The 18,805-nt window shown below is 39.2% G+C and carries 11 protein-coding genes; 2 read left to right on the top strand and 9 right to left on the bottom strand.

The features are described 5' to 3' along the window. Positions 1 to 201 precede the first annotated feature (201 nt). The 9 genes from UABAM_RS33930 to UABAM_RS10130 form a co-directional block, all read right to left on the bottom strand. Complete coding sequence (locus UABAM_RS33930; protein WP_261343980.1) at positions 202 to 1,770, bottom strand: BatA domain-containing protein; 1,569 nt, start codon at positions 1,768 to 1,770, stop codon at positions 202 to 204. After that, positions 1,767 to 2,633 (bottom strand): DUF58 domain-containing protein, encoded by an 867-nt coding sequence (locus UABAM_RS10165; protein WP_151967894.1) that lies wholly within the window; start codon positions 2,631 to 2,633, stop codon positions 1,767 to 1,769. The genes UABAM_RS33930 and UABAM_RS10165 overlap by 4 nt, the downstream gene beginning before the upstream one ends. Continuing rightward, positions 2,606 to 3,178 (bottom strand): FHA domain-containing protein, encoded by a 573-nt coding sequence (locus UABAM_RS10160; protein ID WP_151967893.1) that lies wholly within the window; start codon positions 3,176 to 3,178, stop codon positions 2,606 to 2,608. Before UABAM_RS10160 ends, UABAM_RS10165 begins: the two co-directional genes overlap by 28 nt. 87 nt (positions 3,179 to 3,265) lie before the next feature. Next, on the bottom strand, positions 3,266 to 4,360 hold the full coding sequence (locus tag UABAM_RS10155) for a peptidylprolyl isomerase (RefSeq protein WP_151967892.1): 1,095 nt from the start codon (positions 4,358 to 4,360) through the stop codon (positions 3,266 to 3,268). Between the two features lie 159 nt (positions 4,361 to 4,519). Continuing rightward, positions 4,520 to 5,560 (bottom strand): 3-deoxy-8-phosphooctulonate synthase, encoded by a 1,041-nt coding sequence (gene kdsA, locus UABAM_RS10150; RefSeq protein ID WP_151967891.1) that lies wholly within the window; start codon positions 5,558 to 5,560, stop codon positions 4,520 to 4,522. Between the two features lie 28 nt (positions 5,561 to 5,588). After that, on the bottom strand, positions 5,589 to 6,824 hold the full coding sequence (locus UABAM_RS10145; protein ID WP_151967890.1) for a hypothetical protein: 1,236 nt from the start codon (positions 6,822 to 6,824) through the stop codon (positions 5,589 to 5,591). 132 nt (positions 6,825 to 6,956) lie between these two features. Next, on the bottom strand, positions 6,957 to 12,029 hold the full coding sequence (locus UABAM_RS10140) for a protein kinase domain-containing protein (protein WP_151967889.1): 5,073 nt from the start codon (positions 12,027 to 12,029) through the stop codon (positions 6,957 to 6,959). A 45-nt stretch (positions 12,030 to 12,074) separates the two neighbouring features. Beyond that, on the bottom strand, positions 12,075 to 15,356 hold the full coding sequence (locus UABAM_RS10135) for a protein kinase domain-containing protein (protein ID WP_151967888.1): 3,282 nt from the start codon (positions 15,354 to 15,356) through the stop codon (positions 12,075 to 12,077). A 69-nt stretch (positions 15,357 to 15,425) separates the two neighbouring features. Continuing rightward, positions 15,426 to 16,148 carry a hypothetical protein gene (locus UABAM_RS10130; RefSeq protein WP_151967887.1) on the bottom strand — a complete coding sequence of 241 codons (723 nt, stop codon included), beginning with the start codon at positions 16,146 to 16,148 and terminating at the stop codon, positions 15,426 to 15,428. Positions 16,149 to 16,653: 505 nt separating this feature from the next. Between UABAM_RS10130 and UABAM_RS10125 the strand changes: the two genes are divergently transcribed. Both UABAM_RS10125 and UABAM_RS10120 read left to right on the top strand, forming a co-directional pair. Then, positions 16,654 to 17,631, top strand: a complete 978-nt coding sequence (locus UABAM_RS10125) for a PLP-dependent cysteine synthase family protein (protein WP_151967886.1) — start codon at positions 16,654 to 16,656, stop codon at positions 17,629 to 17,631. Positions 17,632 to 17,644: 13 nt separating this feature from the next. Then, positions 17,645 to 18,805: a trans-sulfuration enzyme family protein gene (locus UABAM_RS10120; RefSeq protein ID WP_151967885.1), complete on the top strand. Its 1,161-nt coding sequence runs from the start codon at positions 17,645 to 17,647 to the stop codon at positions 18,803 to 18,805.

Genomic DNA, 18,805 nt, shown 5'->3' with positions numbered 1-18,805 from the left:
TAATCTGTGGTTTGTGATTTAGTCATGAGCCACGAGCCCACGAGCCCACGAGCCCACGAGCCCACGAGCCCACGAACCCACGAACCCACGAGCCCACGAACCCACGAGCCCACGAACCCACGAGCCCACGAGCCCACGAACCCACGAGCCCACGAGCCACGAGCCACGAGTCACGAGCCACGAGTCACGAGTCACGATGTTCTAACTTCTCCAGAAATACGCAATACACAATATACCCAATGCGTAAGCTCCCACGATCACATACCACTGTAAATAAACAACTTCGTTGTGTTTGTCAATTTTTAGTGGGGTATCGTAACGAATATTTGCTTTTAGGGTTATGGGGGTTTTTGTGGGAAAATAAACTTTAGGGGGTTGCGGGGAAGCCCATTTTAATAGATTTTTGATAAAAATAGGAAAAGAGGGCAGAAAGGCTATATTGGAGTTTTTTAAAGAAAATCCAACATAGACAAAAGGAATATTTTGATGTGAACTTTGCCATATGGCATTGCCATTCGGATGAATAACTAGGTTGTTTTTACTGTGAGTGTATAGGTCGATAAATTTTGTCGTTAGTAGAGAAAAATCGACATTTTGCATAAGCTTATGATGAAATACATTGCGAAAGTTATTCTTTTTTTCCACACGCAAAGCGGGGTAGGGTAAAAAATTTCCCTTCGTGTTCCACAAAACTACTTTCGCAAAGTTTGTCTTTATGGAAAAGTCCCATTTGGGTAAATGGACAAAGGCCAAATCGAAGAATTTATTGGGAACTGTTTGTACTTCAAAAGAGCTGTTTTTGTGATCTATCAAATTTTGATAGACGCCGAGCGCGGCCATAAATTCCGGGATATTTTTGTCTGACAACACTAGTACACGACATTTTTGTTGTTTTTCAATGATTTGTGTCACCCTATTATCTTGTTGTAAATCTTCCTCTATATCCAAGCGAAATTCCCATTTTCCGGGAAGGAGGGACAGCTTTTCTACGATGTTTTTTTGGGGACGGAGCTGTATCTTTTTTTCGTAGAATTTTTGTTGTGGCGTAGGATCTAGTTTTCTCCACAGCAAACGCGTAGAAGTGGGTGTTGTGTAGTCGTGATATATTTGCAAATAAAGTTGACTAGATTCCACTTTTGTTACGTATATACCCGCATTTGGGCAATAGTCACCAATTGTTTTGACGCGTAGTTTGTCACCCATTTTTTGTTTGAGCTTTGGCAATATGCTGGACCATTCTTTGTCGACTCCATCGGTAAAGATAACGATATGGTCATCTTGTTGGTAGAAGTTTTCGACAAAAGAGACGGTGTTTTTTACATACGATGGACCTACCTCTAGTCGATCAATATCTTTTATTTGTACTACTTTAGGTATTTTGTGTGTGGTAAAAATCGTATGGTTTTTGAGAGACATTTTTCGTAATAAAGTTTGAACTTGTTGTAAGCGACTTTGCGAATTTTTTACCGTTTTCATTGAGGGAGATATATCGGTGATCACTAGATAGTGAGAGTTTTTGCGTAATTCGCCTCTATATGGCTCTGTTAGAGATAAATTGGTGAGAAGAAACAATAGAAAAAGTGGCAGGAGATACAAGATATCACGTACGTCAACTTTCCACTTATTGTGTTTCAGGGTTTCGTTTTCCCTAAGCCAAAAATGTAAATGAGGAACAGAAAAGTTTTGGTATTTTTTTTTACGTAAACGCATAATGAGAGGAAAAAATAGTGCAGATAAAAGCCATAAATAATGCGCGTGGAGAAAACTCATCGAATAAACCCTGCCGTTTGTAAAATATTGAGAACAAATGTCAAATTGTGTTTTTCTGTGAGTAGATAGTTAATTTTGTGCTGCCAACAATGATTTTTGACTTGAGAAAGATGATCGTGGAAATTTTTGTGATATATTTTCATTCTTTCTTTATCAATGAATAAAGAATGCTGTTTGTTGCTTTCTGCATCTTCAAAACACATATTACCGCTGAGTTGCGGATGAAGCTCCTCTTCACTGACCACTTGCACCGCAGTGCAGGTACCGCGAAACATTCGCATGGAGGTAAAATACTCTTGGGTATAGAAATCACTGATGACGACCGTATTTATGTTGGTAGAGTTGAGCAGCCTAAATTGCTGAAAACATTCTTTCAAACTGGCCACATCTTGATGAGAAGAAATTTGTTGTAAAAAAGAAAAGAAGGGAAATATATTGCGATTGTTGGAAAAAGAGCGCAGTGATTGTTGTGTGTGTGGAAAACACAAAAAACTGACTTTGTCGAGTAGCGTAGCACCTATATAAACTAAAGCAGCACTAAGAGCTTTGGCATATTGCAGTTTATGAAATACATCCATAGATTTAGATATATCCAGGATAACAACTAGGTGTTGTGGAGGATCAATTTCATATTCTTTAATCACTATTTCCTGTAAGCGATTGTATATGTTCCAATCAACGCGTCTTAAATCATCCCCAGGATTGTACTGACGATATTCCTCAAACTCAAAGGTTTCTTTACCTTGCCAATTGATGGGAAGTCTTTGTTGCTGTTTTTTGCGTTTTTTCGCTTTGAGACAAAGAATATTAAGCTGCTTGGCAAATTCGGCAGAATCTAACTGATAAAGTTTAGAGTTAGCCATCGCGACACCACAAAAAGAACGCACATAATAACAACGATCGCAATGATCACATGTGTACGGTTCATTGATTCGAGTTTTTGATTGATACTTGGACGGGTGTATTTTTGAGATTTACGACGTCGTGTTCTCTTTTTCACGGACGAGGAAGCCTCGCGAATACCTTTTTGGAGATCTGACTCTTGCGTTTTAGGCGTTTTTGTTGGACTTGGGGATAATTCATTTTTTACGCTGGCAAGATCTCGTGTTACATCTGGGTCGTCTTCTTCGGAGAAAATGAATATAGTGTTGCCTACCTTAATACGGTCGCCCGCAAAAAGTTGTTGTATGTTTTCTATTTTTTCTCCGTTTACAATGGTTCCATTACGGCTTTTTAAATCGCGAATATAATAGAGTCCATCTTTGATAAAAACAAGGCTGTTTTGGCGGGAGGATTTCGTATCATCAATGGCTATGGTATTGTTTGCAAGACGTCCAATGGTCGTTTTCTGTTGGACTTTATAACTTGTATTTTGATTGTTTCCTGAAATGATATCTAATTTTGCCATTATTTTCACCCGTAGAGAGTTGTCTATGTTCGCATTGTTTCTTTGCGAACATAGAGTTTAGGATGTAGAAGTTCCGTTTTGGAAGGATTAGTTACTTACCTCTTTTGCTGACACACCAAGGATGACATCTACACCGGTAAGTGAGTCCACAATTGCCATATCTTCTTCAGAGATAACGCCAAGTATTGTACAACGTTGTAATCCGCGAAAATACGGATATTTCTTAGTGATAGAAATACGACTGCAAACTTCACCAAATTTGTTACCCACTTGTTCTAGTATTACTAAGCCGCGTTGTACATAAACGTCTTGAAATTCCGCTTGTACTTTTCCTATTTCGCTGCGGCCGTTTCCTAATGAACAACCACCTGAAATTTTTTCAGGGGAAATACCATAGAACGATAGACCGTTGTAGTAACCACTGTTGACGAGTGACATAAAGTTTTCGATAGCTTTAGAGTTTTTGTCAAACAGTTGTATGGTAAATTTCCCTTTACTGGTGGTAACTTGAACGCTTGTTTTGCTATTTGCTTCAAAATCGTCTAGGTTTTCAATGTTGTCATAGGTTTGCTTGTCTAACCAAGTTTGATCTTTATTGGCGGCAAGCATGTCTTTTTCAGCTTCTGCGCTCAAAAAATGATTTGGATAGCGATTGATTACTTTTTCGTACCATTTGGCCGCTTCTGCAACATTGCGTTCTTGGAAGTAAATATTTCCTAGCCAGTAATACAAAAACGGTGCTGCCGAAGTGTTTTTCGATTTTTTTATCTCATCTTGTAGAGCTACTTTATAGTGCTTCAGCAGTACAGTTCTACGTAAATCTTCTGGCAATTTGCGTACATGTAAGTCGTCTATGCTTGTCGCTTCATTGCGGAAAAACTGTGGTATAGACTCTAAACTACCCAGCTTTTGTTGAACGAGTTTATGTGCATCGATGTTTAAATCTTCTACCTTTAAGCTCGTGTCAGAGACTTGGGCATTGCTCATCGCAGAAGATACAGCTCCTACTAATGCCCAAGCTCGTTGTGACTTACGCTTTAAATTATTTGTGTACCAAAAAGAGATGAGTACGACAGCAAGGATTACTCCGCCTAGTACCATGTATGTAGAACGATTTTCGTTGATTTTCTCTGCCCAGCTTTGTGTCTTTTCTGGGGTTTCTGTAACATCTTTTGTCGCCATAGGTTTTTTATTCCGATCTATTAATATAGTTCTTAAAGCATTTGTTCGTAGTCGGAGAACGTGAATGTGGTCGTAAGCTTTTTTTGTTCACGTTCACGTTCACGTTCACGTTATGTTTCTTTTGTCGCGATGTGAATGTCCACTTGAGAATGAATTACTTTAGTAGAGCTTGACTCCCTGTCTCACTTCAAGTTCTTTGAGCAGTTGTAGAAGCTGTTCAGAGTTTAGCATACCTTGCTCTAGCATAATAATTCCCAGTAGCTTGTGTTCTTCGCCGTCTTCGTCCATCTTTTTTTGGATGGCAAGGGCCTTTTCGACATCTTCACCACTTGCAAAATTTTTCTCGCGTACGATGTCACCAAATAAAACACGTTTTTGCTGTTCCTCTAAAACAAGAGTACGTATTTTTTTGGCAACACTCAAAACACTTTCCAATTGGGAAAGCGGTAGTATACTAGCACTATCACTAGGGGAACTAGAAGGGTCGGGGTGAACTTCTAGAAACAAACCGTGACAACCGGCAGCTACAGCAGCTCGTACAAGAGGTAGTATCATATGCCTTTGGCCACTCGTTTGTCCTTTACCGCCTCCGGGAAGTTGTACACTGTGTGTTCCGTCGAAGACCACAGGACAGCCAAAATCGCTCATGACGGGAAAGGTTCTCATATCTACGACTAGATTATTGTAACCGAAGCACGCCCCTCTTTCGGTTACCATGACTTTTTTACTTATAGCCGTTATTTTCTCTACAGCATGTTTCATGTCCCAAGGGGACATAAACTGTCCTTTTTTGATATTCACCGCACAACCGGAGTTTGCAGCGCTTTCGAGAAGAGAAGTTTGTCTACATAAAAAGGCGGGTATTTGTAATACATCCAGAACTTCGCTCGCTTTTTGAACTTCCGCAACTTCGTGAATATCAGATAAAACAGGAACATCGAATTCTTTTTTTACGCGAAAAAGTCTTTTCAAGCCCTTTTCAATCCCTACTCCACGATAAGAACTTGCAGAAGTGCGATTCGCCTTTGTGTATGACGCTTTAAAAATAAAAGGGATATCCAATCGTTCGCTAATTTTTTTTACATGCTCGACTATTTTCAACTCAGTTTCGCGGTTTTCTTCTAAAACACAAGGTCCTGCAATGAGGAATAGTTTGTCTTTGGAAAGGTTTACTTTGTCAATTTCAAAAAAATTTGGCATTGTGAGTCTCTTTTTCGATTATTTCATTCTACGATTTATTTATTTTTATATGGCCGGACATTTTATACTTAAAAAATTGTTGTAGTATTGCTTGAGCAGTATCTTTTGATACTCTTTTCGCCACAGTTACTGCGGGATGCTTACGAGTAATTGCCGCGACTTTGTCAACATTCATTTGTAGTAGTTTCGATATGGTTTTATTTGCCAGCGCAACATTACCTTTTGGGTTAATATTTATAATAACGTCATATGCTCCGGGTTGGATTACCAAAGAAGAAGGTTGCGGTTGACGCTGTTTTTTCTTTTCACCGCTTAAGAAGAGTTGTGTAAAACTTTCTTCGCTTTCAATAGGCTCTTCAGCAATAGGATCGGCTATTTTTTCTAATTCAGCCGAGATCGATTCCATTTCGTCGTCCAATGACGCTGTTTCTGCAAAATTACCAAAATTAGAGTGGTCCAAGCGTTCGATGTTGTCTTCTGATATTTTTTCGAATTCAGCCGAAATTCCTTCAATTTCTTCGAGTTCCGCAGACAAACTGCCAATATCTTCCATATCTTCCATGCATATTCGTTCAAATTCTGCAGAAACACCTTCGATTTCTTCAAATTCCGCAGAGATTCCTTCAATATCTTCTATGCGCGAAGCGTGATGTGGTGATAGTTTTTCGTTATTCGTTAACTCTTCTAGTTCTTCCGCTAAATCACCTATTTTTTCTAATTCTTCTGAGAAACTTCCCATTTCTTCTAACTCTTGTGAGACACTACCTATTTCTTCTATTTCTTCTATGTCTGAGTCATCGTCCATTTGAACAATGCTTTCAAGCTCGGCCGACAAACCTTCGATTTCTTCAAATTCTGCAGAAATAGCTCCCTGGGATAAAGGTGGTTGCGCTGGTTTATTGTGCGATAGAAACGAACTACTATTTAGCAAAATAAAAGTGTCGCCACAAGAAGGACAACTTGCAATAGGAGGTGTATGAGTTAATTTCCAGTTTGTCGTACTCAGTCGTGAGCATTTTTCCGGGGTTATTGTTATGTCAATTCCCATTTTGGTTAAAAATATAACCGCATTTTGCATACGACTTACATCTCTTACCGACAGACCCTCAAATAGAACGATAGGGGCCTGATTAACAATCTTTAAAACCTCTTCGAGTTTTACTTGAAAAGTACTGGAAATAATATATGCTACGTCTTGGGGTTTGTCTTGTAAATTTTTTCCCACAGATGCGAAAACTATTTTGTAACTAGTGAGATCACTCATAAGGATCACTTCCTAAAATTCGGGATACGCCCTATCATTGACACAATTTGTTAAAAATATCATATCATTTATTAATTGTCAAGCCCGACTCCCACGGATTTGGCGGTTTTCTAGAATGGGAGCGAACTTTAACTATTTTGCTCCAGGTAGTGCTGGTGGTTGCTCCCAGCTTTCTGCCAGAGTTTCTAATTTTGATTTTATTTTATCTTTGTTGACCCAGCCTAAACCTGCATTTTTCAACTGCACAAGTAGTTCATCAAAGTCTGGTTGTTGCCAAACAGGAGTTCCCTTTTTTACCATGAACAAAGGGTTTTTCGGGTCTTCGGATTTCATCGGTGTATGTAAAGCCAAAAAGGACTGTATCCACATGCGAACATTGTCATCCCATTTGCTTTTGGTTTTTGCCACGAGTTCCCAATCGAGATTCCATACAATGACTGATTTTCCCCAGCCTCCTGCCAGCGCAAATTGCGCATTGGTCGATAATGACACACATCGGAGTTTGCTCATATGTCCTTCCAAAACGCATAGACATTTTCCCGTGAGTAAATCCCACATGCGCAAAGTTTTGTCCCAGCTTACGGAAACGAGTATTTGTCCATCTCGAGACATGGCGATGTCTTCTATACGGTCTTTGTGCCCTTTAAAAGTATTTAAACACTTACCTGTGGAGATGTCCCATAGTTTTATGGTATTGTCGTAGCTGGCAGAAACGGCCATGCGTCCGTCAATGGTAACAGCAACACTTCGTACACTGTCTTCATGTCCGCTCAGAATTTGAATACACTTTGCGGAAGCAATGTCCCACACTCTTACCGTTTTGTCGTAGCCACCAGAAACGGCTAAGCGGCCATCGTCGGTAATGGCAACACACTCTACCCAATGTTCGTGGCCTATTAAATCGAACAAATATTTACCTTCTTTAACGTTCCATACGGAAAGTTTTTTGTAGCTCGCTGTTATCGCCAAGTAACCATTTGTCATTACCGCTAAACTGCGTATAGCATATTTATGTTGCTCTAGCGAATGCAAGCAAGTTCCTGTGGATAAATCCCAAATACATAATTGTTTGTCATCCCCACAGGAAATCAACATATTTTTGCTTTCGATAAAAACTATTTTTTTTACCTTAGTGGAATGTCCTTCTAATTCCTGAATGCATTCGTTGTTTTTTAAATCCCAAACCAAAATTTTATTGTAGTCTGTGGAGAAACATTTTTTGCCGTCGCTGCTAATGGCAAGTGATTCGATACAAAAACGGTGTTGTTTTAAGTTGTTTTCTTGCCATGCGCCCTTTAATGTACTACGCATGGTATAGTACGAAATTTTTCTCCATAACTCTAAGCATTCTGGGTAGCGCTCGTAGCCGCGTTTTTGCCGTGCAGTACTCAGTAGATTTACTGCGGCTTCCCACTTTTCATTTTCAATGGCCTTTTTCGCCTCGACTAAAAGAATTGCTACAAGATTTTGATTGGCACGATTGTCAGCACTTTCTCGTGGACGAACAACTGTAAAAGGCGCTTCTTGAACTTCTTTTGCTAATTTCCACACCTGTAACGATTGATCAGCACTTGCAGATATCATAATTTGTGCAGAATCAGACATCGTAATGCTGTATACTTTGTCTTTATGCCCTTCTATCGTTCTCAAACAACGGCCATTGTATACATCCCAAACTTTTATAGTTCCGTCCCAACTTGAGGTAAGGATTTTTTTTGCATTTTTTGTTAGGTACACACTACTTACTTTATCGGTGTGACCTTTCATGGTTCGTAGACATTCGCCTGTCCAAATGTCCCATATTTTAATAGAGTGGTCCCAGCCAACAGAGACAGCCATATCTCCATCACTGGTAATCGCCACATCCCATACTTCTCCTTCATGGCCTTTTAGAACTCTGAGGCATTCGCCACTATTGATATCCCAGACGCGTAAGGTACCATCACTACTCCCGGATACAGCAATTTCTACTTCGGAAGAGAAATCAACACTATTTACATTGCCGGTGTGACCCTTCAGTATTCTTTTGCAAAGACCCGTTGAGGTTTCCCAGACGCGTAGCGTCTGATCCCAACTAGCGGAAAGCACGATTTTGCCATTGTCAGAAACAGCAACATCATTGACGTAATGGTCGTGCCCGCGAATTACATTACTGCATTCGCGCTTGGTGATATCCCAAATACGTATAGATTTATCCCAACTAGCGGAGGCGAGCGTTTTACCATCAGGAGTTAATGCGACTCCATTGACAAAGCCTGTATGTCCACTCAAAACTGTTTGGCATTCCCCCAAGCGAAGATCCCAAATACGTACTGTATTGTCCGAACCAGATGAGATCGCCACCGAAGAGTCCTCTGATATGCAGACACTACCAACGCTGTCTTCGTGACCAAGCAACGTTTTTTGTAGTTCATAGCTATCTTTTAATAGGTCTGTTGCTTGCGAAATGGCGTTTTTGGCCACCATATTATTTTCGGCATTTTCCTCTGCTAGACGCAGAGAGTTGTAAGCCATATTCTTATCTCCACGTTCAATATGTGCCCAAGCGAGAAGGTAGTATGTGTTCCATTTGTTTTTTTCTACAGGTAAAACGACGTTGAGGCGTTGTACCAATTCTTGGTCGGTGATTTCACCACTGCGCCACTGGAGAAGTCCGTAGTTGTATACAGCATTTAAGTGGTAGTTATCTACTTCAATCGCTTTTTTTAGTAGTTCGGTTGCTGTGTCAAAGCGTTCAATGTCCATGAAAAAAACGGCACGGTTGTTCAAGGCATCCGCTAAATTGGCCGCAGCGTCAACCAACTGTCTGGCATAATCTACTTCAAGACATGTAAAGTAAATTTTTTGTAATTCACCTGTTATTTCATCAAAACTTGGTGGTGTTTGCGAAAAACATTTTTGTAATAGATTTTTTACTTCATTTGGCATCACGGGAATATGATTGGGAATGTCTTGTTCTTCGTATTTCTGTAAGGCTTCTTCTGCATTTATCCCATCATTCCAGTAACTAACACCGGCAAACATATGCAGTAAACATAGTCCCCATGCCCAAATGTCGCCGCTTTGATCATTTTGTGATGATTTGTATACTTGGACAGGGTGACCAACAAGATGATGAACACCAAAGTCGCTTATTTTGACTGTGCCATCACCAGTGATGATAATGTTGTTGGGACGTATGTCACCATGTACAACATTTTCTTTGTGCGCATATGAAAGTGCCCATGAAGTTTGTATGGCTACATCTAAAACTTTCTTTAGGCTACTGTAACTGTCGTTTTTATAAAGGGAATCAGAACCTGAGTGTCCTTCTCTTAGCAAAAATGATAGATCGTTACCATCGACATATTCTATAAAAATACGTGGTACACCTTTTATATCACGCATGTAGTAGTAATCTACGATATTTGGGTGACCATTTATCGTTCCCCACGGGTCTAAAGCATCGTCGGAATGGTCGAGTTGACTAGACGCTATATCGATATTTTTTACTGCGACATTTATACCCAATTGTTTGTGATAGATTTTATAGACTTTTCCCTTTTCTCCGGTTCCAATTTCTTCCGTAACACTGTACAGTCCTAGTATAACGTCTCCTATATTCCAATCTTGGTCTTTCTCCAGGACTTCTTCGGTTTCTGTTTCTGCATCTATAATGGCCATGGAAGCTGTTTTTTCTAAATCTTCGTCCATATACGATTCATTTCCGTAGGGAAATACTGGGGCTTTGGGAGTCGGAATGGAGATTTCACTTGGAGTGAGTACGTTGCTTTCTGGCATCATAATTTCGCTAGGAACTAGAACCTCATCGCTGTCGACTTTCAAAAAATCACTATCTTGAGAATTTAAGGCGGCGTCAGAGTCGGTTTCAATCGCAGCCATATTGTGGCTACTCTCTTGTTTTGGCTGACTAGCTTCCTGCGGTGGTTGTGCAACCATTTCTTTCGAGACTATCGCTTCTTCGCCTATGATACTGTCGTCAATAATGATTTCTTCTGCGGTATTGCGTAGATCTAAATGATCATAATCTTCTATATCATCGTAATCGTCGAGATCTTCGTCATAATCTTCATCGTAATCATCCATGTCGTAACTGCTGTTAGTTGTCGGTGTGTCTTCGCCTATAATACTATCATCAATAATGATTTCTTCTGCTGTATCTCGAAGGTCCACTCCGAGTAAATTTACTTCGGATTCTTCTTCTTGGCCATCGTCCATCATATTGATTTGCCGCGCAATCTCATTTTGCATTTCTTGGTTTAAGGGGTCTAAAGTTTCGGCGGTCGCAAATTCCAGTTGTTTGTCGGACATTTCTTTCGGTGGCATCTTTTCTGTCTTTACCGGACGTTCCATTTGATTGATCTGTGCGGCAATTTCTTGCTGGATGGCTTCATTGTTTGGATCTAGAGTTTCAGCGGTCGCAAATTCCAGTTGTTTGTCGGACATTTCTTTCGGTGGCATCTTTGCCGTCTTTACCGGACGCTCCTGCATTTGATTGATCTGTGCGGCAATTTCTTGCTGGAGGGCTTCATTATTTGGGTTTAGAGTTTCGGCAGAGGCAAATTCTGCCTCTTGACGCGATATTTTCTTTTCTGGCATTCTTACGGTGCTTTGGCGTGTCGTTTTTGGCTTTGGCTGTTGTACTTTTGCTGCGCGTTTAGGTTGTTGCTTTTTGGATGACTTGACGCGAGCCTTTCTCACCGGAACAGGTTTTTCATTATTACTTATCTTTTTGGCGATGGTGTTCGGTAAAATAGGAAAGGTTTGTCCTGCAGGATCAAAACCACCTACTGTAGGAGAAGAGTCAATAACGTCATATTTTTCGCTAGTTTTTTGTATTGGGACAACATCAAACTTGGTATCGCATACTTTGCATTGAATTTTTTTACCAAATAATTTTTTGTTTACAATACGATAGCGTTTTTTGCATCCTGGACAGACGGTTTTGATTTGTTCTTGGTTATCAAAATCTACTACCTTAAAGTCATGGTGACATCTGCGACATGTAAATTCTTTTCCAAGCATTTCTTGCGAGACTTTGTAGAGTTTACTGCACTGAGGGCAGATCGTCGATACCCAATTCTCGCCTCTTTTGCGTGGAGCAATAAACACATAGTCGCACGATTGGCAGCGAATTTCTTTTCCACCCATACGGTCAATGACGCTATATTTTTTTTGGCATGCAGGGCACGTTACTTTTATCACCGTTTACCTTCTCCTGATTTTGTGCAAAACTACTAACACTTAATTTTAGTCTTGTGCAATTAACATATTTTCAAATTCGACAGCTTCAGCACTTACCACTTTTATTTTTACACCGTTTCGTGCAATTTTGTTTTTATGCGTGAAAGAAGTGGTTTTGTTGTTGACGCGCCAGTGAATCAAACCATTGTCTATGTACATCGAAAAGACAAACCACTTGTTGATGGGGACAGGAAAATTTAGAGTACGTCCGGTTCCGTCTTCGCGGTTTACGATACACTTGGTTTTACTACGGGCATCAATTTCCAATTCGTAGGCCCCGAAAGAAATAGTTACTTTGCTTTGTATATCTTTAAACATCATAAGGCCTGAAATGAACTTCACATTTTTTTTGGGAATGAGAATATTTCCCTTCGTCTTTAGAAAGCCATTTACCATTTTTGTTTTTGTGGATTTCCACTTTTGCGTTTGCGATTGTGCGTCAAAGTTAAAAAATGTCGTGTCGCCAAGAGAGTGGATGTTTTTTTGGATGCGAACGAAACTTTTCTCCAAATCTTTGTTGTGCTTTTGTCGTAGTATTTTTGATATAACATATTCATTTCGTATTTGTAGGAGGCGTTTCATGGCTTGTGGAGAATTATCTTGTTGCAATTTTTTTATACCATCTGAAGCTTTGCTACTTAATTTGATATCTTGCTCTTCTTGGTAGAATTCTGCTTCCACGTTTACACCACGAACACTAGCTTCTAGTAAACTATAAAACAAGAAATTATCACCAACTTCCTTGGCTAAGAAACTTAAACTAAGTAGGTCTTGTGTCGAAACATTTGGTGTAAGCGAGACTTTTTTGATGAGTTTGGGTAGTAAAAAGCTCGGGGCGCTATTCCAATTCACCTTTTTGTTTCTACTCAATACGATAGAATCTTTGGTGAGGGTTTGCAAAGTGTATGATTGCCCTCGATAAAAAACTCGTATAGTGGTAGGAGGAGTTTTAAATTTTGCAATTAAGATGCTTTTTGCTTTCGCTAAATGACTAAGTATCTTTTTTATCTTTTTGAGAATGCTAACTTCTACCAGAGATGCCTTGCGTTGGGTTTGCTCACATATGTTAATCGCTTGGAAAAATTGGAAATTTTTTCTCGCAACAATGATGTTGTTGTTAATGCGACTTACTTGAGTTTCTAGAACACTATCTGATTTTTGTTTCAGAAACTCTTTGTATTTTAGATGTTTTTCTTCTAGCTGTTGTATGTCTGCTGTTAAAGAATCTATGATTTTTTGTATATCTGGTGTTGGATTGGTGACACCTTCTTGAAAGGTATCACGCGTTTTTGTGAGCATTCCTGCCACGGAAGCATACTCTTTGTCAATCGCAGAAGGGTTATAGTCCATTGAAACGGAGTTTTTATATTTGCGTAGTAGTGTATCGCGTGCATTGTGTGTTTCACTGTAGACATTTTGTGCGGCATTGATCATCTCTTCTTTTAAGTTTTGCAATTTTTGGTCGATGTCTTTTGCAACATCTTTCTCGGCATTTTTGACCAAAGTCGCTGGAATACGGTTTATTTGCTCTATGCTCTTAGCAAATTTATTTTGTTTTTGCAAAACATTGACTTCGTCGCGAAGATTATCGACTTCTTTATACAAGTACTGTTTCCAGTTGTATTTGAGTTCATTTAAGTGAGAGTAAACGTTATCAACGTAAAAACTTTGATCTTTATTTTTTTTCACAAAATCTTCAAGTTGCTTTTTCATTTTTGGCCATTCCACGGGCACTTTACTCAACTTGTCGTATTCTGCTTTCAATGCTTTGTAATCTTTGGCTACAATTTGTGTGCGTTGGTTTTTTTGTACGTAATCATTGACAAAATAGGCAATTACGGCGAGCACTGCGAGAATGATAAATGTATTCCGCATTCCTGTTGGACGTTTTTGGCGGCGACTGGCAAGTCTTTTCTTACGTAAGCGGCCTTCCAAATCTTTGCCTTCAATGAGTTTTTGCTTTTCGCGATCTACAGCTTCTATCGCTTCTTTTTTGGTGCGACTGATCATTTCAGTCGGTTGCTCAAAAATTTCTTCTTCTATTTCGGTTAAGGCAACATTTTTGTGTACACGCTCTGGATTTTGCAAGTGCCACAATAACTCTTTGTAGCTTTGATAGCGATTCGTTGGCAGTGGAGCTAACAATTTTGATAAAATAGCGATAATATCATCGCTGACTTCCGCATTGAGATTTTTTAGCTCTGCTAAGTCAACATTGTTACCTTGTTTAATAATTTCGTAGGGAGATACACCATAGAAAAGCGGCTGTTGCGCGAGCAAATTGTAAAATACTAAACCTAGGGCATACATGTCGGTGCGAAAATCAAACTTCTTTTGTGGCCCTACATGTTCTGGAGCGACAAAAAAAGCCACCTCTTGGTACTGATCTACAAAGTATAACGAGTTTTCCACCACTTTACGGTGTATACCTGTATTTAGTAAAACAGGTTTGTTATTTTTCTTGGAAATGATGATATTCGAAGGGCACACGTTGTAGTGCGTTAAGCCCTGTTCATTTGCATAACGGAGAATTTTAACAAGCCGTGCGATAATTTTTATCGATTCATCTACGGAGATGTTTTTACCCTTACTTAAAATCTTGTGTAAACTATCTCCCCCGATGTATTCCCACACGATGTATGCAGTATCTTTGTAGAATTCTAGTCCTTTACATATCGGTGCATTGGGGATTTCTGACTCTGTGTAAACCTTCAATGCTTCGGAAATACTTGACATATAATCTTTGTCGTTGAGGAGATTTTTATCTAAAACGAGAAGGGCATAACTTTCACCGTCCTTAGAGGCTTTATAGGTTCTTCCGTAGTAGTTTACACCAAGAGAGCGCTTGATTTCATATCCCGGTATATCAATGACGGCACCTACTTCGGCAACATCTTCTATCGCGTCGTTATCTTGAACAGGAAAAACTTCTTGCACTTCGGCTGTGTCAAAATTAGAGCTTTTCTTTTTCGACAAAATGGTTCCACACATTCCGCAACGCAAACTTCTTTTTCCAGATTTGATTAAACCTTCGTTAAAAGAATGATTACAGTTTGAGCACTGTATTAAGGCACCTTTTACAAGAATTTTTACAACTTTGTCAATTTCGTTTATGATATCATCCCGTTGCGATCTAGATAAGTAACCGTTATCAACGAGAACATCAACTAGCATACAAGAGTTTGGCTGTTGTTCACAAACATCAATACATTCATTTAGCTCTTCTTGTGTGACTAGTTCTTTTTTTAAAACGGTCTTGGCAACGAGTTCATCTTCACTTTTGAGCATTTGATTCTCCTGTTCTGAAGCCGGACATTCTTTGATGATAAAATTAGTAAAACATCCTTAGAGTCTATGTCAGTTCTTGTCTTTAAAAACATAATTATTGTTAGGGGACCATTTTATAAACTTATACACCGGAATAATTGCTATCAACAATTGCTTCAGTTTTTCTATAAGTAATTGTTCTTCGATACAGCTATCTTCTCGCGATATACGATAATCAAGATGAAGCCAGTGCTCACCTGGGGAGTAATATTTCAAAAACATATTCAATTCATCAGACGTAATTTTTTCACAGTGGTATATTTTTTTGTAGTCATGTATTTTAAGCGAAAAGTTTTGTAAGTCATGCAACAAGTCGCGTAGTTCCTGACGAGACTGAGATTTTTTGCACTTGTTTTTTATATTTTTTCCATCCCACCATGCTTTTTGGTGTGTTTTTAAAGAAACGTTAAGACCATCATAGTCCACACCTACAAGTAGTACTGTATGATTGTATCCAGACTTGAGCTCATCGAAAAAATCCTGTCCAAATATCTTTTTTAAGGGTTGTAAGTCTTTTTTGGAAGGTACGAAATACACCCATTGCGATACGACTTTATACTGGTTGTACAGAAAAGGATGATGAAGGCTGGTTTTTATATCAAAACAGCAATCCAAATTTTCCAGAAACGGTTTTATTGTTTTTCCAAGAGCTTGTAACTTGCGCCGTATTTCTAAACGTTTTTTGTTGTATAGCGCATTTTTGCTTTTGCTAGGATGAAAACAGTTGAAATCTTTTTCGCTTAAATACTCCATAACCATCTTTCGTGAAATATCAGGTGAAAATAAAGAGTGAATTAAATTATATATTCTCTCAAGTAAAAATCAAAGAAAACCTCTGTGAAATTAGAGATCTTCGAGAAATAAAAAGGAATTCTCTATTATATAGACTATCTCAAAATATTACTTACTTTTTTTAAGTAGATGTTATTTACATGGTGTTTTATAATTTCTCTCTGTGACCTCTATGGTTTGAATACCAACTACCCAAGCAGTAGAATGGTAAATTGGTCACAGATAATAAATTTCAAACACCTTCTAGATTTTTGTGTCTAAATATGCTAATTTATTTTCATGCAAAACCCTGTGTGTAACATTTTAGGAAGTGGAAGTACTCCCTTTAAGTAATAAAATCCTTCTATACCTCGTTGTGTAGGACGATTACTTTTGTTTCCAGAAAGGAGATACGAGGAAATGAGTTGTGTAGTAGTACTCTGTTTGTATGACACATTCTATTTTTATTTTTCCTCGTGACAACTCGATGAATAACGCGTGTAATATTCTAGATACAATAGGTAATACTCCTCTAGTCAAATTAGAAAAAATATGTCCACAGCCACATATTAACATGTATGCCAAGTTAGAATACTTCAATCCAGGACTTAGTATCAAAGATCGCATTGTAAAGCACATTATTGAAGAAGCCGAAAAAAGTGGCGAACTAAAACCAGGGGGGACGATTATCGAAAATACCTCTGGTAACACCGGAGCTGCGGTGGCAATGATTGCGGCAATTAAGGGATATAAAGCCATACTCACCATGCCCGACAAAGTAAGCATGGAAAAGCAGAATACATTGCGAGCTTTGGGCGCCGAGGTTGTGGTATGTCCCACAGAAGCATTGCCTGGAAAACCCGACCATTATGTTCAAAAAGCACGTGACTTGGCCGCAAGTACACCTAACAGTTTTATGATCAATCAGTACGATAACTTAAAAAATCGCGAAGCACACTATTTGACTACTGGGCCAGAGATATGGGAGCAAACTTCGGGTAACATTGATTACTTTGTTGCAGGTGGAAGTACAGGGGGTACTGTATCGGGTACAGGGAAATATTTAAAAGAAAAAAACAAGGATCTAAAAATAGTTGTTCCTGACCCTTTTGGTTCTATATTTTATAAATACTTTCATACCAAAGAAATTGATGAAAACGAAATTGGTTCGTATTTTGTCGAAGGGGTTGGGGAAGATCACCTAACAAAATGCATGGATTTTGATGTAGTAGACGAAATGATGCAGTATAACGACAAACAGGCATTTGCCGCTTGTCGAGATCTCGCCGAAAAAGAAGGGATTCTTGTTGGGGGAAGTTCGGGAGGAAACATGTGGGCATGCTTGGAACTTGCAAAGCGCATTTCTACTCCATGCACCATTGTAACAGTTTTTCCCGACAGTGGTGTTAAGTATTTGTCAAAGGTATTTGATGGGGAATGGTTGAAGTCTAAGGATTTATTGTAAGGGTATTTTTTAGATGTCAGACAAGTTTGGATTTGCGACAAAGGCTCTGCATATTGGTCAACCGGTCGAAAAAGAGTTTAATAGTGTTGTACCACCTATTTATATGACAACAACATACAAGCAAGATACACCTGGAGAGCCAAAGGTATACGATTACACAAGAAGTGGAAATCCCAATTTTGGTTTTCTAGAAGAAACTCTTGCGAGTTTGGAGAATGCAAAGTTTGCGACAATTTTTAGTTCAGGACTCGGAGGGGTTACTAGTATTCTAAGTAGGCTACAGCCCGGCGAACGAGTGATTTCTATTGACGATGTATACGGTGGAACTTTTCGTTTGATGAAAAACACCTTTCTCGGGCAGCATATCGACGCTGTTTTTGGAGATATCAACGACGAAGGTTGGGTAAAAAGCGAATTGGCAAAAGGGGCAAGACTTATATGGATTGAAAGTCCTACCAATCCACTGTTGACATTAGCAGACATTGAGAAACTCGCGGCACTTGCTCATGAACATAATGCGGAACTTGTCGTTGACAATACATTTGCCTCATCATACTTCCAAAGTCCTTTGTCACTAGGTGCTGATTTAGTACTACATTCTTGTACCAAATATATTGGTGGACATAGTGATATTGTGGGAGGGTGTGTGGCAACAAATAGCAAGGAATGGAAAGATCATCTTGACTATGCGAGAAAAGCAATTGGATTTAATCCCTCACCTTTTGACGCGTGGCTATTAAGTCGTAGTATCAAAACGTTAGCTGTGCGCATGGAAAGACACCAGGAAAATGCCTGGGAACTCGCCAAAAGATTAAGTAAACATCCGAAAGTAAAGACAACTATATATCCCGGTTTAGAATCTCATCCTCAGCATAGCTTGGCTCAGAAACAAATGAGTGGGTATTCTGGTATTGTGTCCGTTATTTTTAATACCGATTTGCAAGAGACGAAAAAGTTGATTGCGTCGTTTAAATTGATAAAACTGGCAGAAAGTCTGGGAGCGGTAGAATCTCTGGTTTGCCATCCTGCTTCTATGACACATGCGTCTATTCCTAGAGATCTTAGAGTTGCCAGAGGACTTGATGATGGTTTAATTCGAATATCAGTTGGATTGGAAGATATCGAAGATTTATGGGCGGATATTACCTCGGTTTTAGATGAAAAGGGATCTTAA

It is taken from the genome of Candidatus Uabimicrobium amorphum, assembly GCF_009002475.1.
Classification (GTDB): domain Bacteria; phylum Planctomycetota; class Uabimicrobiia; order Uabimicrobiales; family Uabimicrobiaceae; genus Uabimicrobium; species Uabimicrobium amorphum.
The sequence above is the reverse complement of the archived record's forward strand: the minus strand, read 5'-3'. Positions and strand labels throughout refer to the sequence as shown.

What these genes read in the sequence shown, in the direction of transcription:
- UABAM_RS10145 (WP_151967890.1), bottom strand. Translation starts at nt 6,824, where the DNA reads ATGAGTGATCTCACTAGTTACAAAATAGTTTTCGCATCTGTGGGAAAA.
- UABAM_RS10160 (WP_151967893.1), bottom strand. Translation starts at nt 3,178, where the DNA reads ATGGCAAAATTAGATATCATTTCAGGAAACAATCAAAATACAAGTTAT.
- kdsA (WP_151967891.1), bottom strand. Translation starts at nt 5,560, where the DNA reads ATGCCAAATTTTTTTGAAATTGACAAAGTAAACCTTTCCAAAGACAAA.
- UABAM_RS10130 (WP_151967887.1), bottom strand. Translation starts at nt 16,148, where the DNA reads ATGGAGTATTTAAGCGAAAAAGATTTCAACTGTTTTCATCCTAGCAAA.
- UABAM_RS10125 (WP_151967886.1), top strand. Translation starts at nt 16,654, where the DNA reads ATGAATAACGCGTGTAATATTCTAGATACAATAGGTAATACTCCTCTA.
- UABAM_RS33930 (WP_261343980.1), bottom strand. Translation starts at nt 1,770, where the DNA reads ATGAGTTTTCTCCACGCGCATTATTTATGGCTTTTATCTGCACTATTT.
- UABAM_RS10120 (WP_151967885.1), top strand. Translation starts at nt 17,645, where the DNA reads ATGTCAGACAAGTTTGGATTTGCGACAAAGGCTCTGCATATTGGTCAA.
- UABAM_RS10135 (WP_151967888.1), bottom strand. Translation starts at nt 15,356, where the DNA reads ATGCTCAAAAGTGAAGATGAACTCGTTGCCAAGACCGTTTTAAAAAAA.
- UABAM_RS10155 (WP_151967892.1), bottom strand. Translation starts at nt 4,360, where the DNA reads ATGGCGACAAAAGATGTTACAGAAACCCCAGAAAAGACACAAAGCTGG.
- UABAM_RS10165 (WP_151967894.1), bottom strand. Translation starts at nt 2,633, where the DNA reads ATGGCTAACTCTAAACTTTATCAGTTAGATTCTGCCGAATTTGCCAAG.